This is a genomic window from Streptomyces sp. CB02980, assembly GCF_014451325.2.
Classification (GTDB): Bacteria; Actinomycetota; Actinomycetes; order Streptomycetales; family Streptomycetaceae; genus Streptomyces.
Genome location: NZ_JACSCH020000002.1, coordinates 264,048 through 285,276, shown reverse-complemented (window position 1 = coordinate 285,276; position 21,229 = coordinate 264,048). Strand labels below are relative to the sequence as shown.

The window sequence follows — 21,229 nt, the reverse complement described above, 5'->3', positions numbered from 1 at the left end:
TTTCATGGCACAGGAACAGATCCGGCCGTCCGTCGTCTCCCATCCGGTGGGCCATGTCGTCGGGGGCCGCGAAGCGGTGCGCGACGACGAGTGGGGCGACGTCGAGTCGGTCATCCGCCTGGACGCGGAGGCCTTCGGCCCCGAGGCGCTCGCCGGCCTGGACGCGTTCTCGCACCTGGAGGTCGTCTACCACTTCGACCGCGTACGACCGGACGCCGTCGAGACGGGTGCCCGTCACCCGCGCGGCAACACGGAGTGGCCGCTGGTCGGGATCTTCGCCCAGCGCGGCAGGAACCGCCCCAACCGCCTCGGACTCTCCCGTTGCGTGCTGGTGCGCACGGACGGCCTGGACGTCCATGTGCGCGGCCTCGACGCGGTCGACGGCACGCCGGTCCTCGACATCAAGCCGTACATGGCCGAGTTCGCCCCGCAGGGCCCGACCGCCCAGCCGGCCTGGGCGGACGAGATCATGCGGAACTACTACTGAGCGGCTGAGGCCGGGGCCGGGCCGAGTCGGCGGCTGGGTGCGCCCGGGCCGCCGACCGGTTCGAGGACCCCCTGCCAGGTACGGCGGTAGCCCTCGCGGAGAGGGCCTTCCGCGAGCCGACTACGTGTGTGCGGCGGGGCCGACCATGGTCCGGCCGGACACGCGCACGGCGGGCCTCAGCTCTCCACGATGCCGCGGACGACGCCCAGGTCCAGGAGGTCCCGTGGGCGCAGGCGGAGTCGGTCCGCCGTCGCGGCGGATTCCTCCGGCGGGCGCTTGAGGATCGACGCGGCCGCCTCGGGGGCGATCACCGAGAAGTAGCTGTCGGGGGTGGCCCAGAGGTTGTCGGGGGCCGCGAGGGCGAGGGCGCCGCCCGAGCCGCCCTCGCCTATGAGGAGCGAGGTGACGGGGACGCGCGCGGTCGCGACGGCGGCGAACAGGTCGGCGATCGCCGGGCCCGCGCCGGCGCGTTCCGCCTCCGGGTCGTTGGCCGCCCCGGGAGTGTCGACGAGGGTGAGGACCGGGATCCCGAGCCGGTCGGCGAGCCGTACGAGCCGGGCGGCCGTACGGAAACCGGCCGGGCGGGTCGCGGTCCCGCACTGCGCCGCGTACGCCACCGTACGGCCGTCGGGGAGCCGCCCGAAGCCGCACCGCATCCCCGGGTCGACACCCCCGGCGCGGTCCCCCGAGATCTCCTCTCGGACGGAGAAGTGCGCGTCGAGGTACGCGGCCGCCCGGGGCCGCTCCGGGTGCCGGGCCCGGGCCACCGCCTCCCGGCCGCTCGCGGCGGGCGGCATGTCCGGGTCGCCGAGCGCGCGCGGCGGCGCCGCCGGCCCTTCGGCGGGACGGGTGAGCAGGGAGAGCCAGCGCCCGAGGGTGTCACCGAGCGCGTCGGGCGCCACGATCGCGTCGATGTGGCCGTGCTCGAACTGCGCCTCCGCGGTGTACGCGGCGGGGTCCGCGTCCGGCGGGCGGACCCGGGAACCGGCGAAGCCGACCTGCGCGCCGGGCAGCCCGAGCACCACATCCGATCCGGCGCCGAGCGTGGCCCAGCCGCCGCCCGTCGTCGGGTCCCGCAGGACGGCGATCTGCGGCAGACCGGCTGCGCGGGTGAGGGCCGACTCGCCCGCCAGGAGCTGGAGTTGGAGCAGCGCCCGCATGCCCTCGTGCATCCGGCTGCCGCCGGTCGCCGGCAGTACGACCACGGGCAGCCGTCGCGCGCGGGCCTGCGCGTGGGCCGCGGCGGCGCGCGCACCCGTCCGCTCTCCGAGGGATCCGCCGAGGAACCCGAACTCGAAGGAGATCAGGACCGCCCGCACCCCGCCGATCCCACCCGTGCCGCAGATCACCGACTCGGTCTCGCCGGTACGGGCGGCGGCGCGCGCGTGCGCGGCGGAGTAGCCGGGCCATCCCAGCGGTCCGTCGCCCGTCAAAGGCCCCTCCGCGAAGGGGAATTCGGTGAAGTCGTCGCCGGCGACGAGGGCGATCGCCTCGCGTGCCGTCGTCGGGTCGCTCATCCGGACCTCGCAGCTCGTCGACGGAGTGTGGGGGAGGGCCCGTCCGCCCCGCGGTGGCCGCCGGGGACCGGACCCGCCGGTGCACCGCCACCGTAGCGTCCGGCGGTCCGACGGCTCCGGCCCGCCCCCGTCCCTGCGCCTTCACCGGGCCGCGTCCCTGTAGCCCCCCGCCTCTGCGGTCCCCTTGGGATCTCAGGCCAGGATGCCGCTCCCGTGCGGCGCGTACAGGTCGAGGAGCCGGACCCTGGTCACGTGGAGGCGGTGGGCCAGGATCGCGCCCACCCAGAACATGACCGAGGCTCCGAACTCCGCGTCCGAGCGGCACATCGAGCGCACGGCCGGGGCGTCGAACTCCTGCGCCCGGACGGGGGTCATCGCCTCCGCCCCCGACTGGCACAGATACGGCGGGAACAGCCACGACAGGCCCACCAGCTCGCCGTGGTGCAGGGTCTCGATCACCGGCGCCCCGCGCCCCGGCACCCTCGCGTCGAGCGTCACCGCGCCCGTCTTCACGATCCAGAACCGGTCGGCGTGCTGCTGCTCCTCGAACAGCCGGTGACCGGACTCGAAGTACACGTCCTCGGCGAAGGCCATCAGGCGTTCCCGGTGCTCCGGCGGCAACGTGCTGACCTTGGGTGCGGCACTGCTCATGGCGGACCCTCCTCACGCACTCGGCTCCCACCCCCAGTGTCCGCCAGCCCGCCCCCACGCGCGCGTACGCGGGGCGCACGCCTGCCGAGCCCCGCCCGTACGCCCTCGCGCGCGTGCTCAGGCCGGAGCCCACGCGCGTGCCCCGGCCGGAGCACATGCGCGTGCCCAGGCCTGACGTGCGGGCCCACCGCCCCTCCCGTAGCGTGACGACGGGGGTACGGGGCGGGAGCAGGGGCGGGATCCCATTCCTCGCGCAGATCGGTACGGAACCCATGGCAGACACGCCCGCGATCGTCCTCGTCCACGGCTTCTGGGGCGGCGCCGCCCACTGGGCCAAGGTGATCACCGAACTCCACCGCCGCGGACACGGCCGGCTCCACGCCGTCGAGAACCCGCTCACCTCGCTCGCCGACGACGCCGAGCGCACCCGGAAGATGGTCCGGCAGGTCGACGGGCCCGTCCTGCTCGTCGGCCACTCCTACGGCGGCGCCGTCATCACCGAGGCGGGCGACCTGCCGAACGTGACCGGCCTCGTCTACATCGCGGCCTTCGCCCCGGACGCCGGCGAGAGCCCCGGACAGATCAGCCAGGAGAACCCGCCCGCCGCCTTCGAGAACATCGCCCCCGACTCCGACGGCTACCTCTGGATCAAGCAGGACAAGTTCCACGAGAGCTTCGCCCAGGACCTGACCCCGGAGGAGGCCCTGGTGATGGCCGTCACGCAGAAGGCTCCGCTCGGCTCCACCTTCGGCGACAACGTCACCGCACCGGCCTGGCGGGCCAAGCCGACGTATTACCAGGTCTCCACCGAGGACCGCATGATCCACCCCGACAACGAGCGCCGCATGGCCGCGCGCATGAACCCGCGCAAGACCGTCGAGCTCGACGCGAGCCACGCCTCGCTCGCCTCCCGGCCGGTCGAGGTCTGCGACCTGATCGAGCTGGCCGTCCGCGAGACCGCCTCCTGACCACTGCCTGACCGCCGTCCGACGGCTCAGGCTCCACGTGACCCCCCGGCCCGGGCGGGGGGTCACGTCTCGGCGTGCCCGCTCACCCTCCGTGCACCCCCTCCGGCGTGCGCGGGCCGGGTGGAGGGCGGAGCATGAACGTGAGAAGGAGCGGCAAGCGGGGGCGTGAGCCAGGAGGGTGACATGCCCGTCCCGGAAGGTGGCGTCCCGGAGGGAGGCGACGAGCTCGTCGTGCTCCGCGGGGTCGACAAGTACTTCGGCACCCTGCACGTCCTCCAGTCCATCGACCTCACGATCCACCGCGGCGAGGTCGTGGTCGTCATCGGGCCGTCGGGATCGGGGAAGTCGACGCTCTGCCGCGCGATCAACCGCCTGGAGACCATCGACGAGGGCCGGATCGTCGTCGACGGACGCCCCTTGCCGGCCGAAGGGCGCGAACTCGCGGCCCTGCGCGCCGACGTCGGGATGGTCTTCCAGTCCTTCAACCTCTTCGCGCACAAGACGGTGCTCGACAACGTCACCCTGGGCCAGATCAAGGTCCGCAAGAAGGACCGGAAGGCGGCCGAGCAGCGCGCCCGCGCCCTCCTCGACCGGGTCGGGGTCGCCTCGCAGGCGGAGAAGTACCCGGCCCAGCTCTCCGGCGGCCAGCAACAGCGCGTGGCGATCGCCCGCGCCCTCGCCATGGATCCGAAGGTGATGCTCTTCGACGAACCGACCTCCGCGCTCGACCCCGAGATGATCAACGAGGTCCTGGAGGTCATGCAGCAACTCGCCCGGGACGGCATGACGATGGTGGTCGTCACCCATGAGATGGGCTTCGCCCGATCCGCGGCCAACCGCGTGGTCTTCATGGCCGACGGCAGGATCGTCGAGGAGACGACCCCGGACGAGTTCTTCAACAATCCGCGCAGCGACCGCGCCAAGGACTTCCTGTCCAAGATCCTCCACCACTGACACCGCAGCACCGCACGACACGGCAGGGTCGCCGCCCGACCAGCAGCCCCCAGGGGTGATCCTCATGAACGCGACCAGGACCGGCAGGGCGACCGTCAGGACCGGCAGGGCCACCGTGGCCGTCGCCGCGGCCGTCGTCCTCTCCTTCACCTCCGCAGGATTCGCGAACGGCGCGACCGGCGCCGTCCCACGCGACCACGGCGGCGACGAGATCACCGTCGGCATCAAGTACGACCAGCCCGGCATCGGCCTGAAGACCCCGGACGGCACCTACACCGGCTTCGACGTCGACGTCGCCACGTACGTCGCGAAGGAACTCGGCCACGACCCGTCCGACATCGTGTGGAAGGAGGCCAAGAGCGCCGACCGGGAGACGATGCTCCAGCGCGGCGACGTGGACTTCATCGCGGCCTCCTACTCGATCAACGACAAGCGGGCGGAGAAGGTCGACTTCGCCGGCCCCTACCTCCTCGCCCACCAGGACGTGCTGATCCGGGCCGACGACGACTCGATCAAGCAGCCGTCCGACCTCAACAACAAGAAGCTCTGCTCGGTCACCGGCTCGACCTCCGCGCAGAACGTCAAGGACAAGATCGCCCCCGACGCCCAGCTCCAGGAGTTCGGCGGCTACTCGGAGTGCCTGACCGGACTCGAGAACGGTGTCATCGACGCCGTCACGACCGACGACTCGATCCTCGCCGGATACGCCTCGCAGAGCGAGTTCAAGGACAAGTTCAAGCTCGGCGGCTTCAAGATGAGCAACGAGAACTACGGCATCGGCGTCCAGAAGGGCAGCGACCTCAAGGGCAAGATCAACACCGCCCTGGAGAAGATGGTCGCCGACGGTTCCTGGGACGCGGCGGTGAAGAAGAACTTCGGCCCCGCGAACTACCAGAACGAACCCGCCCCCGAGATCGGCGTCATCGTGAAGTGAGCGGGCCGTCGTGTTCGACTTCCTCCAGGGGTACGACCTGCTCGGAGCCTTCTGGGTGACGGTGCAGCTCACCGTCTACTCGGCGATCGGCTCCCTCGTCTGGGGGACGCTGCTGGCGGCGATGCGCGTCAGCCCCGTCCCCCTCATGCGGGGCTTCGGCACCGTCTACGTCAACATCGTCCGCAACATCCCCCTCACCGTCATCATCGTCTTCACCTCGCTCGGCCTCTTCCAGACCCTCGGCGTCAACATGGGCGCCGACCGGTTCACCACGATCAACTTCCGGCTCGCCGTCCTCGGCCTCATCGCCTACACCAGCGCCTTCGTCTGCGAGGCGCTGCGCTCCGGCATCAACACCGTCCCCCTCGGCCAGGTCGAGGCCGCCCGCGCCATCGGACTCAGCTTCCCCCAGATCCTGCGCATCATCGTGCTCCCGCAGGCCTTCCGCTCCGTCGTCGGCCCCCTCGCCAACGTCCTCATCGCCCTCACCAAGAACACCACCGTGGCCGCCGCCATCGGCGTGGCCGAAGCCGCCCTGCTGATGCGGGAGATGATCGAGAACGAAGCCCAGCTCATCCTCATCTCCGCGATCTTCGCCGTCGGCTTCATCTGCCTGACCCTGCCCACCGGCCTCTTCCTCGGCTGGGTGGCCAAGAAGGTGGCGGTGAAACGGTGAAGACCAAGCCCACCGTCCTCTACGACGTCCCCGGCCCCCGCGCCCGGCGCCGCAACCTCCTCTGGACGGTGCTGTTCCTGCTCGCGCTCGCCGCCGTCGTGTGGTGGGTCGTGGCGAGCCTCGCCGACAAGAACCAGCTCGAATGGTCCAAGTGGGCCCCCTTCTTCACCGACGCCCGCGTCTGGGAGACGTACATCCTCCCCGCGCTCAAGAACACCGTGATCGCCGCCGGACTCGCCATGGTGATCGCCCTGCCCCTCGGCGCCCTCCTCGGCATCTCCCGCCTCTCCGACCACCGGGCCGTTCGCGGCGCGGCGGGCACGGTCGTCGAGTTCTTCCGCGCGATCCCCGTCCTGATCCTCATGCTCTTCGCCAACGCGGCCTTGTCCGAGTTCACCGACATCAGCCCGGAGACCCGTCCGCTGTACGCCGTCGTCACCGGCCTCGTCCTCTACAACGCCTCCGTGCTCGCCGAGGTCGTCCGGGCCGGCATCCTCGCCCTCCCCGCGGGCCAGACCGACGCGGCGAAGGCCATCGGCATGCGCAAGGGCCAGACCATGACGTACGTGCTCCTCCCGCAGTCGGTCACGGCCATGCTGCCCGCGCTCGTCAGCCAGCTCGTCGTCATCGTCAAGGACACCGCGCTCGGCGGCGCGATGCTCGGCTTCTCCGAACTCCTCGCCTCCGTCCGCCCGATGAGCGCCAACTACGGAGCGAACACGATCGCCTGCTTCACCGTCGTCGCCGTGCTCTTCGTCGTCCTCAACTTCGCGCTCACCACCTTCGCCTCCTGGCTCGAAGGGCGGCTGCGGCGCGGCAAGAGGTCCACGGGCGCGGTCGTCGGAGCGGACGCGGTGGAGGAACTGGCCACACCGGGCGAACACGCGGGCCCGACCGACGGGACCAAGTGATCCTCGGGGCGGGGCCGCGCAGGGCCGGGCAGCGTAGGACGGGGGCACGCGTGCGCGTGTGCGCGTGCGCCCGCGCGCGTGCCCCCGAGTCAGGCCCGGGGGAAGGCGAGCACCGCCACCGGCGCGGAGGTCGGACTCGGCGAGCCGCCGGCCGGTTCGACGGTGACCCCCACCCCGGACGCCTGGTTCACGGGACCGTCGAGGAGGGTCGCCTCGGCGGTGGCTCCCGGGTCCATCAGCCCCGCGGACCGCATGGTGCCCCCGTCGTCGTACCAGAGCTGATAGACCTTGCCGGCCGGTGGCGGCGCCATGCCCGAGGCTGCGAACACCGCCCGGTCGAGCGAGGCCGAGACGACGACCGTGCCCACGGCGCCGCCTTCGAGCCGGCTGGTGGAGACCCGGGCGTCCGGGGCCGCGAGGACCTCGGCGACGGCGTCGTTCGCCGCCTGTGCGCGGGCCGTCTCCTTCCGGGCGTCCTCGGCCAGCCCGTGCTGCCAGGCTGCGACCCCGCCGAGTCCGACGGCCCCGGCGAGACAGGCCGCCAGTGCCCACTGCGACCACCGGCGCAGGCCGCGCGGGGTCCGCGCCGCCCTCGGCGTCGCCGGCGGCTCCTGGCGTACGGTCGCGATCCGCTCCAGGACGCCCGTCCGCAGCGTGGCGGTCGGCGTCACCGCGACGGCGAGACCCAGCCGGACGGCGGTCTCGGAGAACTCCCGGACCTCCTCGGTGCACGACGGACACACCGCCAGGTGACGCCGTACGGCCTCCTGCTCCTCGGGGTCCAGTGCGTCGAGCGCGTACGCGCCGGTCATCGTGTGCGGATCCACGGCGTTCACACGCCCACCCCCAGACAGTCCCGGAGCCGGATGAGTCCGTCGCGCATCCGCGCCTTGACGGTGCCCAGCGGCACGGCCAGCAGTTCCGCGACCTCGCGATAGGTGAGGCCCCGGTAGTACGCCAGGTTCACCGACTGGCGCTGCAGCTCGGTGAGGCCCCGCAGGCAGCGCCGGACCTGTTCCCGCTCCAGCCGGTCCTCCACCTGCTCCACCACCTCGTCGTAGGCGGCCGTGTGTTCCAGCAGGGCCACCCGCTTCTCCCGGTTCGACGCCGCCTGCTCGGACCGCACCCGGTCGACCGCCCTGCGGTGCGCCAGCGTCATGACCCAGGCCAGGACCGACCCCCGGGCGGGCTCGTAGCGGGCCGCGGTCCGCCACACCTCGACCAGCACCTCCTGGGCGACCTCCTCCGACTGGGCGGGGTCCCGCAGCACGGTGCGGACGAGGCCGAGCACCGGCCCGGACACCGCCTCGAAGACGGCCGTGAAGGCCTGCTGGTCGCCGAGTGCCACGCGCTCCATCAGCTCGGGAAGGTCCGGAGCCGCGGGTCGGACGTCGCCGATCCACACGTTCTCTCTCACCGGCGGTCTCCTCCAGGAATCACTCGAGTACAGGAGGTGTTCGGAGCCGGCGGCCCGGTGGACGGGTCGCGCCGGAGACTTTTCCGCACAGCTCAGCGGGCCGAGGCACGGCAGCCGATCCTCATCACTCATTCGGGTGAGGGGAGCCATCCGGACGCAGCCGCGCACCGAATGACTGGTGACGGGCCCCCGACCGGTGGACCCGAAGCACCAGGAGTGATCATGAACACCCAGACCTTCCGTCGCGCCTCCGTCGCCGTGACCGCCGCCGTGCTGCTGCCGCTGGGCCTGACCGCCTGTTCGGCCGAGGCGAGCGGTGACGGAGCGGCGGCCCCCGCCGCGGCCTCGACGAAGGCGACCGCCATGACGGCCGACGGCCCCTTCGGCCCCGGGTGCGCGTCGGTGCCGAAGGACGGCGCCGGTTCCTTCGACGGCATGGCCAAGGCCCCGGTCGCCACGGCCGCCTCGAACAACCCCGAGCTGTCGACGCTGGTGACCGCCGTCAAGCAGGCGGGTCTCGTCGACACGCTGAACAACGCCGAGAACATCACGGTGTTCGCGCCGACCAACGCCGCCTTCGCCAAGATCCCGAAGGCCGATCTGGACAAGGTGCTCGCCGACAAGGCGATGCTGACGGACATCCTCACGTACCACGTCGTGGGCCAGAAGCTGACCCCGAAGCAGCTGGAGAACGGCTCCTTCGAGACCCTCCAGAAGGGCAGGCTGACCACCCAGGGCTCCGGCGAGTCCTTCACGGTCAACGAGTCCGCGAAGGTGGTCTGCGGCAACGTCCCCACCGCCAACGCCACCGTCTACGTCATCGACACGGTGCTGATGCCTAAGTAGCGGAGGCGTTCTTCCCCGGGTCACCGCCCTCCGGCCTCGTCGCCTCCCGGCTGAGCCTGCCGGGCCACCATGCGACGGGGCCGAGGTCCCGTACGAGCGCGGGCACGAGCAGCGAGCGGACGACGAGTGTGTCCAGGAGGACGCCGAACGCGACGATGAAGGCGATCTGCACCAGGAAGGCGAGCGGAATGACGCCCAGCGCCGCGAACGTGGCGGCCAGCACCACACCGGCGGACGTGATGACTCCGCCGGTCGCGGTCAGTCCGCGCAGGACGCCCTCGCGGACCCCGTGCCGCAGCGACTCCTCCCGCACCCGGGACATCAGGAAGATGTTGTAGTCCACGCCGAGCGCGACCAGGAACACGAACCCGTAGAGCGGGACCGAGGAGTCCGTGCCGCTGAAGCCGAAGACGTACCGGAAGACCAGGGCCGAGACCCCGAGGGTGGCGAAGAAGTTCAGGGCCACCGTGGCCACGAGCAGCAGCGGCATCAGGACGGAGCGGAGGAGGCCCACGAGGATGGCCAGGATGACGGCGAGCACCACCGGCACGATCAGCATCCGGTCGCGCTCGGCGGTCCGCCGGGTGTCGTACCGCTGCGCCGTGTAGCCGCCGACGAGGGCGTCCGCCCCCGGCACCGCGTGCACGGACGCCCGGAGCCGGGCGACCGCCGCCCCGGCCGCGTCGCTGTCGGCGGCATCGGTCAGGGTGACGTCGATCCGGACCCGCCCGTCGACGACCAGCGGTGCTCCGGCGCCCGGCCGGCCGGAGGCGGTGACGGCCGCGGCCGAGTCCACTCCCTCGACCCGCTCGGCCGCCGAGGTCACCCGGGCCGCCGCGCCCGCGTCGGCGATCACGATCGCCGGGTTGCCCGCGCCGCCGGGAAAGTGCCGGCCGAGCGCCTCCTGCGCGGCGACGGAGGGGGCGTCGTCGACGAAGATCTCGTCGAGCGGAACCCCCTTGGACTCCAGGACCGGCGCGAACGCGGCGCAGGCGAGCAGCCCGGCGAGCGTCGCCGCCCACACCTTGCGGGGAGCACGGTCCACCAGCGCGGCCACGCGGCGCCAGATCCCGTGGCCGCCGCCCTCGGACTCGGCCGCGCGTGGCCGGGAGGGCCAGTACGCGGCGCGGCCGAGCAGGACCAGGACGGCGGGCAGGAAGGTCAGCGTGCTCAGCACGGCGCAGACGATGCCGATGGCGCCCACCGGGCCGAGGGCCCGGTTGTTCGTCAGATCGCTGAACAGCAGGGCGAGCAGGGCGAGCGCCACGGTGGCCGCGCTGGCCGTGATGGGACCGGCGGACCGGCGCAGCGCCGCACGCATGGCCGGGACACGCTCGCCGTCGCGGCGGGCGAGTTCCTCGCGGTAGCGGGCGGCGAGGAGCAGGGCGTAGTCGGTGGCGGCGCCGATGACCAGGATCGACAGGATGCCCTGGACCTGTCCGTCGACCCGGACGAGGTCGTGGTCGGCGAGCACGTACACCACGGCGCAGGCCAGGGCGAGCGCGAGCACCGCGCCGACGATGATGATCAGGGGCAGCAGCACGCTGCGGTACACGAGCAGCAGGATGAGCAGCACCGTGACCAGGGCGACCGCGAGCAGCAGTCCGTCGATGCCGGCGAAGGCGTCCGACAGATCGGCCTGTGTGGCGGCGGGACCGGCGAGCCACACGGTCGTCCCGGGCACGGCGGAGGCCGCCCGGTCGATCTCCGCGAGGGTGGGTGCGAGCTCCGCGCCGAGGTCGGGGCGGAGCTGTACGACTCCCCGCAGTGCCTCCCCGTCCTCGGAGGGGAGCGCAGGGGTCGGGGTGCCGACGACCCCCGGCCGCCCCGTGAGCGTGGCCAGCGCGCGCGTGGCCGCGGACCGTGTCTCCGGGCCGAGCGGCGCGCCGCCGGGTGCGGTCCAGACGACGAGCGCGGGGAGCGTCTCGTCCTGGCGGAAGGCCCGCTGGGCCTCGATCACCCGGGTGGACTCGGCGCTGCGGGGGAGGAAGGCGGCCTGGTCGTTGGTGGCCACCTCACCGAGCTTTCCCGCGTACGGGCCGAGCCCGCCGCCGACGGCGAGCCAGAGGACGAGCAGGACGAGGGGCAGCAGACGGGCGGCCCATCGTGCGGGGCGGGGCATGCGGACTCCAGGGCAGGGGTCTCTCGACACGGAGGAAGTCTCTCAAGGAAAAAGAATCTCAATGATTGAGAGAGATTGAAGCACGGAGAGGCCGGGGGAGGGGGCAGGGGGGGCCGGGGCTCGCCGGGAGGGGCAGCAGCCGTACCCGACCAGGGCTCGCTGAGGAGGCCGCGAGCCGTACGGCACCAGGGCCGGCAGGCCCGCGAGCCGTACGGCACCAGGGTGCGCCCGTGTCCCGGACGGCTCGGTCAGCGGCGCGGGACGTGCAGGCCGCCGAGTTCCTCGTTCAACGCGTCCAGGAAGCGCACGGCCACGGCCAGCTCCTCCGCGTCGAACCGCAGTCGGGCCCGCTCCGCCGCCTGCGCCAAGGGCATGAAGTAACTGCGTGCGGCGGCCTTCGCCCCCTCCACGTAATGCACGTGGACGACCCTGCGATCGGCGCTCTCCCGGGAGCGGCGGATGTGCCCGGCCCGTTCGAGCCGGTCGAGGCAGGCCGTGACCGCCCCCGAGGTCAACCCCAGGTGTTCCCTCAGACGCCCCGGCGTCAGCGGCTCCGGGCTGTCCAGGACGACCGAGAGGGCCTGCACGTCCGTGGGATGCAGTCCTTGCGCGAGCGCGAAACCATGGACCAGTCGATTGATCTCACCGTTCGTCCGCCGCAGCGCGCGGGCGAAGCCCTGCGCATCACCCGGCACGCGCGCGGGCGCGGTCCCACCGGTCTCGGGTTCCTCTGTACTGGCCACACGATCAGCCTATAGAAACCGGCCGGTGCATCCGCGGCGGCCGCCCCTTCGGAAGAGAGACAGGAGGAAGCCGAGCCCCCGGCCGGTGGGGGAGCGCGGCGAACCTCCCGGACAGCGGAACGGAGCAGATCCATGAGCGACGCGTCAGGGCACGAGACCCCGGGACCGCTGTGCCTGGTCACCGGCGCCAGCGGCTACATCGGCGGCCGTCTCGTCCCCGAACTCCTGGAGGCCGGATTCCGGGTGCGGTGTCTGGCCCGTACCCCCGCGAAACTGCGCGACCACCCCTGGGCCGGCGAGGTGGAGATCGTCCGCGGCGACGTCACCGACGCCGAGACCCTCGCTCCCGCCTTCCGCGACGTCGACGTGGCGTACTACCTGGTGCACGCGCTGGGCGCCGGGCGCGGCTTCGAGCGCACCGACCGCACGGCGGCCCTGAACTTCGCCCGACAGGCCCGCGCCGCCGGTGTCGGCCGCATCGTCTACCTCGGCGGCCTCACCCCACGCGGCGTGCCCGACCGGGAGCTCTCGCCGCATCTGCGCTCCCGCGCCGAGGTGGGCCGGATCCTCCTGGAATCCGGGGTTCCCACCACGGTGCTCCGCGCCGCCGTCATCATCGGCTCCGGCTCGGCCTCGTTCGAGATGCTCCGCTACCTCACCGAACGCCTGCCCGTGATGGTCACCCCGAGCTGGGTCCGCACCAGGATCCAGCCGATCGCCGTCCGCGACGTCCTGCGCTATCTGGTCGGCAGCGCGCGGATGCCCGCGGAGGTCAGCCGGACCTTCGACATCGGCGGCCCCGACGTCCTCACGTACCTCGGCATGATGCGCCGTTACGCCGCCGTCGCCGGACTTCCCCGGCGGCTCGTCTTCCCCGTGCCGGTCCTCACCCCCCGGCTGTCCAGCCACTGGATCGGCCTTGTCACCCCGGTGCCCCGGTCCATCGCCCGCCCGCTCGCGGAGTCGCTCCGCTACGAGGTCGTCTGCGACGAGCACGACATCGCCGACCGGGTGCCGGACCCGCCCGACGCCCCGCTCGCCTTCGACCGGGCTCTCGCCCTCGCCCTCCAGCGGGTCCGCGAGGCGAGGACGACGACCCGCTGGTCCTCCGCTTCGGTGCCCGGTGCGCCGAGCGATCCCCTGCCCACCGACCCCGACTGGGCGGGCGGCAGCCTCTACACCGACGAGCGCGAACTCACCGTCGGTGCGTCACCACAGGCGCTGTGGCGGGTCGTCGAGGGCGTCGGCGGGGAGAACGGCTGGTACTCCTTCCCCCTCGCCTGGGCCGTCCGCGGCTGGCTCGACCGGCTCGTCGGCGGCGTCGGTCTGCGCCGGGGCCGGCGCGACGCCCTGCACCTGAGAGCCGGCGACTCACTGGACTTCTGGCGGGTGGAGGAGATCGAACGGGGCCAGCTGCTGCGGCTGCGCGCCGAGATGAGGCTCCCCGGCCTCGCCTGGCTGGAGATGTACGCCGAGCGCGACGGAAGCGGGGCGACCCGCTACCGGCAGCGGGCCCTGTTCCACCCCCACGGCCTGGCCGGCCACGCCTACTGGTGGAGCGTCGCGCCGTTCCACGCCGTGGTCTTCGGCGGCATGGCCCGCAACATCGCGCTGACGGCGGAGGCGAGCGAGGCGGCGGGGACCGCCGGCCCGTCGTCCGGGTCCGGCTCGCCACCTGCGTCCGGCCCGTCACCCGCATCCGGCTCGTCACCTGCATCCGGGTCGTCACCCGTGCCCGGCTCGTCGTCCCCATCCGCCCAGGCACCCGCATCCGGATCGCCCCCGCAGGGCGAATGACCTCCGCACGTCAGTACAGCGACCCACCGGTCAGGCGCCTCGCCGAGCCGGTCGGTGACCCCATGCCAGGAGCGGTGCCATGAACGTCTCGGTCGTCCTGTTCACCTCGGACCTCCGCGTCCACGACCATCCGCCGCTGCGGGCCGCGCTGGGCCGGGGGAACGAGGTCGTCCCCCTGTTCGTACGGGATCCGGCCGTGGCCCGCGCGGGCCACGCGGCGCCGAACCGGGACGCGTTCCTCGCGGACTGCCTCACCGCCCTCGACACCGGACTGCGCGAGCGCGGCGGCCGGCTCGTGGTGCGCTCGGGCGACCCGGTCGCCGAGGTGTGCGCCGTCGTCCGGGCGGCCGACGCCGACGACGTCCACATGGCGGCCGGCTGCAGCGGCTTCGCCCGGCACCGCGAGGACCGGCTCCGCCGCGCCCTTGAGGCGGACGGGAGGCGCCTGTACGTCCACGACGCCGTCGTCACCGCGCTGCCCACGGGCGCCGTGACACCGGACGGCTCGGACCACTACGCGGTCTTCACCCCCTACTTCCGCCGCTGGTCGCGCGAGCGGCTGCGCGAGCCGCTCGCGGCACCGCGGGTGGTCCGGACGCCCCGCGGCATCCGCTCCGAGGAACTTCCGGCCCGCGCGGACGTCCCGACCGTCTCCGAGGGCCTCGCCACCGGCGGTGAGCAGGAGGGCAGGAAGCGGCTCTCCGCCTGGCTGGCACGGGGCGTCGACACGTACGAGGAAGGCCACGACGACCTCGCGGGCGACGCGACGTCCCGCCTCTCGCCGTACCTCCACTTCGGCGCCGTCTCGGCGACCGAGGCGGTCCACCGGGCCCGGTCGCGCGGCGGGTCGGGCGCCGAGGCGTTCGTACGCCAGCTCTGCTGGCGCGACTTCCACCACCAGGTCCTCGCCGCGCGCCCCGACGCCGCCGCCGACGACTACCGCACGCGTCACGACCACTGGCGGCACGGGAAGGACGCGGACGCCGACCTCCGGGCCTGGCGTGAGGGCCGCACCGGCTACCCCGTCGTCGACGCCGCGATGCGACAGCTCGCCCACGAGGGCTGGATGCACAACCGGGGGCGGCTGCTCACCGCCTCGTTCCTGGCCAAAACCCTTTACATCGACTGGCGCGAGGGAGCGCGGCACTTCCTGGACCTGCTGGTCGACGGCGATGTCGCCAACAACCAGCTCAACTGGCAGTGGATGGCCGGCACGGGCACCGACAGCCGCCCCAACCGGGTGCTCAACCCGGTGATCCAGGGCAAGCGGTACGACCCGGACGGCGCGTACGTACGGCGATGGGTGCCGGAACTCGCCGGGCTGGAAGGCCCCGCGGTCCACGAGCCGTGGAAGCTGCCCGGGCTCGAACGGGCCCGGTACGACTACCCGGACCCGGTGGTCGAACTCGCCGACGGCCTCGCCCGCTTCCGGCACGCCCGGGGCCGGGACTAGGGCCTGTCCGGCGGTGTCCTGCCGATCAGGCCGGGTCGACCCCGATCCGCCGGACAGGCTCTAGAGGGCTCGCCCCGGGCGCCGGGGCCTTGGGAACGTGCCGGACGGCGTCCGCTCACGAGCCTCCCGAAGCGGCGGTGGCCCCCTCGCCGTCCCGTGCGGCGGCGCACAGACCCCGCAGCAGCGACAGGGCCTCCCGCAGACCCGTGGGACGCAGCATCCCCGGCCCGGGCGTCCGGCCCGCCCAGCCGGGACCCGCGAGGAGGACCGCCGTCCGGGACCGGGCGCCCCTGACGCCCCACGAGGTGTCGGCGACGTGGCGGGCCAGGGGGTGGTCCGCCGTCGAACGCGCCTGGGCCCACAGCGCGACCGCGGCGGGCCCCGTCCTCCGTACCGCCTGGTCGAGCGCCTCCGGTGGCACGGCCGCCCCGAACATCAGGGTGGGGACCCCGAGTTCGGCCAGTCCCGCGGCGAGCGCCTCCAGCGGGAGGGTGTGCTGCTCGTGCGGCACGCAGGCGAGCAGGACCGGCGGAGTGCCCGCCTCCGGGGTCCTGGCACGGCCCGCCGAGCCGACCCTGCGCAGCGCCGTCGAGACGTGCCAGGACAACAGGTGCTCCACCTCGACGTAGCGGTCCTCCGAGGTCTCCCACTTGCGGCCCACGGCGTGCAGTGCGGGCGCCAGTACCTCCTCCCACGCGGTGACCAGACCGTGCCGCGCGATCGCGGACCCCAGCAGCTCGTCCATGGCCCCCGAGTCCAGCCTGACGGCCGCGCGGCCCAGACCCCGCAGCTCCCGTCGAACGTCGCCGAGGGCCGGTCCCGGTCCGCGGGCGGCGGGCCGGGCAGGTGCCTCCCCGGGGGCGGCCGCGGCCGGTGCGGCTCCGGACCGGGCGGCCCGGGCCGCCTCCGCGGGAGGAACGCCGGAGGCCGTCAGCCGGCACATCTCCTGGAGGACGGCGATGTCGTCCGGGCTCCACCGCCGGTGCCGGCCGCTCTCATGGGCGGCGGGACCGATGCCGTAGCGCCGGTCCCAGGAGCGCAGGGTGGTGGGCGCGACACCCAGGCGGCGCGCGACCGCGCCGCTGGTGAGACCCGGCGAGGGTTCGGTCATGAGGCCCACGATACGACGCACGACCGTTGCGAATGGTGCGGTCGCCGTGCCGGGACGGAGCCTTGGGGTGCCCCGTGAGGGGACCCCGCCCGCCGACCGGTCTCCGCCGGTCCCGGCCTGAGGAGCAGTCGCCATGACCGCACCGAGCGTCGACGCCCGGCCCCCGCTCCGGAGCGAGCCGCGGCCCCTGTCCGACCGCGAGGTCGCCGACGGGTTCGTCAGCGGCGACGAGACCTGTCTGGCCGTCGCCCACGCCCGGTGGCACGGCCTCGTGCACGCCCTCGCCGCCCGCACCCTCGGCGACGCCAGGGAGGCGGAGGACGTCGGCCAGCAGGTCTTCCTCGCGGCCTGGCGGGGCCGGGCCGGGTACCGGCCGGAGCGCGGTCCGTTCCCCGGCTGGCTGGTCGGCATCACCCGGCGGAAGATCGCCGACGCCCTCGCGGCGCGCACCCGGCGCCGGGACCTGGTGGTCGCGGTGGGCGAGCGGCTGTCCCCCGACGGGGTGTCCGTCCCGGACCACGACCGGGTCGTCGACCGGCTCGTGGTCACCGGCGAGCTGGCGAAGCTGCCCGCCGCGCAACGCGAGGTGCTCGCCATGGCCTTCTACGGTGACCTCACGCAGGTCCAGATCGCCGAGCGCACGGGAATGCCGCTCGGCACCGTGAAGAGCCACGCGCGGCGCGGCCTCGACCGGATGCGCCGTTCGCTGAGCGCGGCGCCGGGACTCCCACCGCTGTCCACCTTCCAGGTGAATCGGCCCATCCCGAGCGCCGCCGATGCCGAATGAGGAGCATGACCCTCTCCGAGCCCCCGGGCGAGCCCACCCGCACGGACCGACTCCTCGCGTCCGTCGGCGGCCTGATCGCCGGATACGTCTCCCTCGCCGTCGCGGACCTCGCCGCCTTCTGGGTACGGCCCGAGGCGAGTCCCGTGACCGCCGTCGGCGGCGTCGTCGTCGACCAGACACCCGCGGCCGTCAAGGAGTGGGCGATCCGTGAGTTCGGCGAGAGCGACAAGGCCGTTCTCCAGCTCGGCATCCTGATCATCCTGGGGATCCTCGCCGTCGGGATCGGGCTCCTCGCACTGCGCCACCGGCTGCTCGGCTCGGCGGCGGTCGGTGCCTTCGGCGTCCTCGGCGCCCTGGCGGCCGTCACGCGGCCCGATTCGGACTCCGCGCTCGACGCCGTGCCCTCCCTGGTGGGCGCCGCCGTCGGCGCGGCCCTGCTGTACGCCCTGACCGGCATCCTCACCCGGAGAGCCGGGACGGGATCGGCGGCCGCCCGCGCCGACCGCCGGACGTTCCTGGTCGTCGCCGCCTCCGCCGGCCTCGCGGCGACCGGCGCCGCCGCCCTCGCCAGAGCGGCCGGCAGCCCCTTCGAGGAGAACGCCGCCGCCTCCCGCGCGGCCCTGCGCCTGCCACGACCGGCGTCCCCCGCGCCGGCCGTGCCCGCCGGAGCCCAGCTCCGGGTCCCCGGCATCAGCCCCTTCGTCACCCCGAACCGCGACTTCTACCGCGTCGACACCGCACTCGTCGTCCCCCGGGTCAACGCCGACCACTGGCGGCTGCGCGTCCACGGCACGGGCGTCCGCGAGGAGCTCACCGTCACCCTGCGGGAGCTCATGACCCGGCGGATCGTGGAGCGGGACATCACCCTCGCCTGCGTCTCGAACGAGGTCGGCGGCCCGTACGTCGGCAACGCCCGCTGGCTCGGCGTGTCCCTCGCCGACCTCCTGCGCGAGGCAGGCGTCCGGCCGCCGTCCGAAGGCGGCCCCGCCGACCAGCTGGTGGCCCGCTCCGTCGACGGCATGACCATCGGCACCCCGGTCGAGCAGGTCATGGACGGCCGCGACGCCCTCCTCGCCTTCGGCATGAACGGCGAACCCCTGCCCTTCACCCACGGCTTCCCCGTCCGCATGGTCGTCCCCGGCCTCTACGGGTACGTCTCCGCCTGCAAGTGGATCGAGTCGATCGAACTCACCACCTTCGCCGCCTACGACGCCTACTGGGTCCCGCGCGGCTGGGCCGCCCAGGCCCCCGTCAAGACCCAGTCCCGCATCGACACCCCCCGCGCCTTCGCCCGGCCCGCCGCCGGCACCGTCATGGTCGCCGGGGTCGCCTGGGCCCAGCACCGGGGCATCCGCCGGGTCCAGGTACGGATCGACGACGGCCCCTGGCACGAGGCCCGGCTCGCCGCCGAGGACAGCAGCGACACCTGGCGGCAGTGGCTGTACCCGTGGCAGGCGACCCCGGGCCGGCACACCCTCACCGTCCGCGCCACCGACGGCACCGGCGCCACCCAGCCCGAAGAGCGCACCGGCACCATGCCCGACGGCGCCCAGGGCCTGCACTCCGTCGTCGTGACGGTCGAGTAGGGACAGCCGTCCCGCCCGAAGTGAAGGAGCCGTGACGGTGGAAGGGGGTAGCCGTGACGGTCGGGGTGCGGCATCGTGACGGTCGGGAGGGTGGCGACGCTCCGGTCCGGGCAGCGTAACGAACCGGTGCCGACCACCCGTTCGTCGCTCTCATGAGGGAGACTGCTCCCGTGCGTGGACATCTGCCGGACGAGAACCCCGGTTTCGTGGGACGCCGCACGGAACTGGAGCGGATATCCGCCGCGTTGGCGGAGCACCGCCTCGTCACCGTGACCGGCGTCGGGGGAGTCGGGAAGACCCGGCTCGCGCTGCGCGCCGCGCACCGCGCCGCCGACCGGTACCCCGACGGTGCCTGGTGGACCGACCTCACCCCGCTCGACGGTGACCGGCTCCTCGTCGCCCTCGTCGCCGACTCGGTCGACCTCTCCGACCACACCCCCGGCATGGCGACCACCGGACTCTGCCGCCGGCTCGCCGACGACCGGCTGCTGCTCGTCCTCGACTCCTGCGAACACCTCGCCGAACCCTGCGCACGGCTCGTCGCCGAACTCCTCGCCGCCGCCCCGGGACTCACCGTCCTGGCCACCGGCCGGCGCCCCCTCGGCGTCGAGGGGGAGCGGGTCGTCGCCCTCGACCCGCTGCCGCCCGCCGGGGGCGACGCCCTGGAGCTGCTCCGCCGGGCTGCGGGCGAGGAGTTCACCGCCGCGGGCCCGGCCGGCGAGATCTGCGTACGCCTCGAAGGCATCCCGCTCGCCCTGGAACTGGCCGCCGCCCAGATCCGCCTCCAGGGCGCCGAAGCCGTCCGGGACCAGCTCGGCACCCGCTTCGACGCCCCGCCCTCCGCCCGCTTCGACCTGCTCGCGCACACCGAGCGGGTATGGCCGAGCCGCCATCAGACCCTGCGGGCCGCCATCGGCTGGAGCCACGAGCTGAGTGCTCCGCTCGAACGCCTCCTCTGGGCCCGGCTCTCCGTCTTCCGCGGCCCCTTCGACCTGGCGTCGGCGACCGCCGTGTGCATCGGCGGCCCGCTGAACCGGGCGACCCTGCCGGGGGCCCTCGACGGGCTCGTCCGCGCCTCCGTGGTCCGCCCGCCGGACGCGGGCGGCCGACTGCGGATGCTCGACACGATCCGCGCGTACGGGGCGACCTGGCTGGATCGGACCGGCGAGACCGGGACGGTCGCCGACCGGCACGCCGCCCACTTCCGGGGGCTCGCGCGCCGGGGCGAGACCGAATGGCACGGCGCGCGCCAGCTCCGCTGGTACCGGACCGTCGACGCCCACCACACCGACCTGCGCACCGCCCTCGACCGGCTGCTGCGGACCGACCCCGACGCCGCCCTCGACCTCATCGGCTCGGTCGCCTTCGCCTGGTCCTGCCGTGGCCGTCTCCGCGAGGCCCGCGACGGCCTCGAACAGGCCCTGCTGCTGAGCGGCGCGCGCGGCCGCACCCGGGCCCGCGCGCTGTGGGCGCTGGGCGTCACCCTCGTACTCCAGGGGGAGTCCGGTCCCGCGCAGGAGGTGAGCGAGCGCTGCGCCCGGGAGGCCCGGTACACGGAGTACACGGAGGACGCCGAGCGCGCCGGCCACCCCGGTGACCTGACCCTCGACGCCGCCGCCCTGGCCGGCCTCCTCGCTCTGACCACGGGCCGTCCGATGGCCGCTCACGTCGTCGTGGGCCATGTCCTCGACGCCGCCCGGGGCGGCCCCGCCGACTCCGCCGCCCGGCTCCGCTGCCACCTCGTCCGCGTGTTCGCGCTGACGGGCCTCGGCCGGCTCGGCGAGGCCCGCGACCGGGCGCTGGCCCTGCGGACCCTGTGCGTGGAGCTGGACGAGCACTGGACCCGGACGGCCCTGGAGTACCAGCTCGCCCTCACGGGTCTCCTGGAGGGCGACCCGGCGACGGCGGCCGGGCACGCGCGCGCGATGCTCGAAGGCACGCGAGGACTCGGCGCGAGCCTGGGGGTGGCGCTCGGGCTCGACGTCCTGGCCACGGCGCTCGCGGCAGCCGGTGACGGCGAGCGGGCGGCCGACGTCTCGGGCACGGGAGAGGCGTACTGGCGCTCCACGGGCCAGCCACGTCGCGGCCTGCCGGGCCTGCGGGCGCTGCACGAGAAGTACACGGACACCGCCCGCGCGACGATCGGCGAACCGGCCTACGAGGAGATCTTCGTACGCGCCCTCACCGGGCTTCCCCAGGACGGCCTGGACCGAGCCCTGCGAGGCCCCCGCCAGACCTGAGGCGGCACTACAGGGACAGCCCGTCCGAG

At 73.8% G+C, this 21,229-nt stretch carries 19 protein-coding genes; 12 read left to right on the top strand and 7 right to left on the bottom strand.

Annotated elements, in window-relative coordinates; genetic code table 11:
- Positions 1 to 4 precede the first annotated feature (4 nt).
- Entirely contained in the window at positions 5 to 487 is a 483-nt protein-coding gene (locus E0F75_RS04900; protein WP_187621222.1) for an SAM-dependent methyltransferase, read from the top strand.
- A gap of 176 nt (positions 488 to 663) precedes the next feature.
- On the opposite strand, the gene E0F75_RS04895 is transcribed toward E0F75_RS04900, so the two are convergent.
- On the bottom strand, positions 664 to 2,004 hold the full coding sequence (locus E0F75_RS04895; RefSeq protein ID WP_187621221.1) for a carboxyl transferase domain-containing protein: 1,341 nt from the start codon (positions 2,002 to 2,004) through the stop codon (positions 664 to 666).
- Positions 2,005 to 2,196: 192 nt separating this feature from the next.
- Positions 2,197 to 2,655: a Crp/Fnr family transcriptional regulator gene (locus tag E0F75_RS04890; RefSeq protein WP_187621220.1), complete on the bottom strand. Its 459-nt coding sequence runs from the start codon at positions 2,653 to 2,655 to the stop codon at positions 2,197 to 2,199.
- A gap of 272 nt (positions 2,656 to 2,927) precedes the next feature.
- Between E0F75_RS04890 and E0F75_RS04885 the strand changes: the two genes are divergently transcribed.
- The 5 genes from E0F75_RS04885 (at position 2,928) to E0F75_RS04865 (ending at position 7,098) form a co-directional block, all read left to right on the top strand.
- Positions 2,928 to 3,623, top strand: coding sequence for an alpha/beta hydrolase (locus E0F75_RS04885; protein WP_187621219.1), 696 nt, complete (start codon positions 2,928 to 2,930; stop codon positions 3,621 to 3,623).
- 183 nt (positions 3,624 to 3,806) lie between these two features.
- Positions 3,807 to 4,577: an amino acid ABC transporter ATP-binding protein gene (locus tag E0F75_RS04880; RefSeq protein ID WP_187621218.1), complete on the top strand. Its 771-nt coding sequence runs from the start codon at positions 3,807 to 3,809 to the stop codon at positions 4,575 to 4,577.
- Positions 4,578 to 4,641: 64 nt separating this feature from the next.
- On the top strand, positions 4,642 to 5,511 hold the full coding sequence (locus tag E0F75_RS04875; protein WP_187621217.1) for a glutamate ABC transporter substrate-binding protein: 870 nt from the start codon (positions 4,642 to 4,644) through the stop codon (positions 5,509 to 5,511).
- Positions 5,512 to 5,521: 10 nt separating this feature from the next.
- On the top strand, positions 5,522 to 6,187 hold the full coding sequence (locus E0F75_RS04870) for an amino acid ABC transporter permease (protein ID WP_187621216.1): 666 nt from the start codon (positions 5,522 to 5,524) through the stop codon (positions 6,185 to 6,187).
- The gene (locus E0F75_RS04865; RefSeq protein WP_187621215.1) at positions 6,184 to 7,098 is read left to right on the top strand and encodes an amino acid ABC transporter permease; all 915 of its coding nucleotides are present in this window, start codon (positions 6,184 to 6,186) and stop codon (positions 7,096 to 7,098) included. Before E0F75_RS04870 ends, E0F75_RS04865 begins: the two co-directional genes overlap by 4 nt.
- Positions 7,099 to 7,187: 89 nt before the next feature.
- Here the strand turns inward: E0F75_RS04865 and E0F75_RS04860 are convergent, their stop codons facing one another.
- Both E0F75_RS04860 and E0F75_RS04855 read right to left on the bottom strand, forming a co-directional pair.
- The gene (locus E0F75_RS04860; RefSeq protein WP_187621214.1) at positions 7,188 to 7,934 is read right to left on the bottom strand and encodes an anti-sigma factor domain-containing protein; all 747 of its coding nucleotides are present in this window, start codon (positions 7,932 to 7,934) and stop codon (positions 7,188 to 7,190) included.
- Entirely contained in the window at positions 7,931 to 8,515 is a 585-nt protein-coding gene (locus E0F75_RS04855; protein WP_308189546.1) for a sigma-70 family RNA polymerase sigma factor, read from the bottom strand. The genes E0F75_RS04860 and E0F75_RS04855 overlap by 4 nt, the downstream gene beginning before the upstream one ends.
- Positions 8,516 to 8,737: 222 nt before the next feature.
- Between E0F75_RS04855 and E0F75_RS04850 the strand changes: the two genes are divergently transcribed.
- Positions 8,738 to 9,361 carry a fasciclin domain-containing protein gene (locus tag E0F75_RS04850; RefSeq protein ID WP_187621212.1) on the top strand — a complete coding sequence of 208 codons (624 nt, stop codon included), beginning with the start codon at positions 8,738 to 8,740 and terminating at the stop codon, positions 9,359 to 9,361.
- On the opposite strand, the gene E0F75_RS04845 is transcribed toward E0F75_RS04850, so the two are convergent.
- Both E0F75_RS04845 and E0F75_RS04840 read right to left on the bottom strand, forming a co-directional pair.
- Positions 9,354 to 11,483: an MMPL family transporter gene (locus E0F75_RS04845; protein WP_187621211.1), complete on the bottom strand. Its 2,130-nt coding sequence runs from the start codon at positions 11,481 to 11,483 to the stop codon at positions 9,354 to 9,356. The two genes, E0F75_RS04850 and E0F75_RS04845, sit on opposite strands and share 8 nt — an antisense overlap.
- Before the next feature lie 248 nt (positions 11,484 to 11,731).
- Positions 11,732 to 12,226 (bottom strand): MarR family winged helix-turn-helix transcriptional regulator, encoded by a 495-nt coding sequence (locus E0F75_RS04840; protein WP_187621210.1) that lies wholly within the window; start codon positions 12,224 to 12,226, stop codon positions 11,732 to 11,734.
- Positions 12,227 to 12,358: 132 nt separating this feature from the next.
- Here E0F75_RS04840 and E0F75_RS04835 point away from each other — a divergent pair, with 132 nt between their 5' ends.
- The gene (locus E0F75_RS04835) at positions 12,359 to 14,023 is read left to right on the top strand and encodes an SDR family oxidoreductase (RefSeq protein WP_229312504.1); all 1,665 of its coding nucleotides are present in this window, start codon (positions 12,359 to 12,361) and stop codon (positions 14,021 to 14,023) included.
- Between the two features lie 79 nt (positions 14,024 to 14,102).
- Complete coding sequence (locus E0F75_RS04830) at positions 14,103 to 15,476, top strand: deoxyribodipyrimidine photo-lyase (RefSeq protein WP_187621209.1); 1,374 nt, start codon at positions 14,103 to 14,105, stop codon at positions 15,474 to 15,476.
- Between the two features lie 115 nt (positions 15,477 to 15,591).
- On the opposite strand, the gene E0F75_RS04825 is transcribed toward E0F75_RS04830, so the two are convergent.
- On the bottom strand, positions 15,592 to 16,587 hold the full coding sequence (locus E0F75_RS04825) for a MerR family transcriptional regulator (protein WP_187621208.1): 996 nt from the start codon (positions 16,585 to 16,587) through the stop codon (positions 15,592 to 15,594).
- A gap of 133 nt (positions 16,588 to 16,720) precedes the next feature.
- Between E0F75_RS04825 and E0F75_RS04820 the strand changes: the two genes are divergently transcribed.
- The 3 genes from E0F75_RS04820 to E0F75_RS04810 all read left to right on the top strand — a co-directional run bounded on the left by E0F75_RS04820 (position 16,721) and on the right by E0F75_RS04810 (position 21,200).
- Positions 16,721 to 17,374, top strand: coding sequence for a sigma-70 family RNA polymerase sigma factor (locus E0F75_RS04820; protein ID WP_187621207.1), 654 nt, complete (start codon positions 16,721 to 16,723; stop codon positions 17,372 to 17,374).
- A gap of 5 nt (positions 17,375 to 17,379) precedes the next feature.
- Positions 17,380 to 18,960 (top strand): molybdopterin-dependent oxidoreductase, encoded by a 1,581-nt coding sequence (locus E0F75_RS04815; protein ID WP_187621206.1) that lies wholly within the window; start codon positions 17,380 to 17,382, stop codon positions 18,958 to 18,960.
- Positions 18,961 to 19,112: 152 nt separating this feature from the next.
- Positions 19,113 to 21,200 (top strand): regulator, encoded by a 2,088-nt coding sequence (locus E0F75_RS04810; RefSeq protein WP_187621205.1) that lies wholly within the window; start codon positions 19,113 to 19,115, stop codon positions 21,198 to 21,200.
- Positions 21,201 to 21,229: the final 29 nt, after the last annotated feature.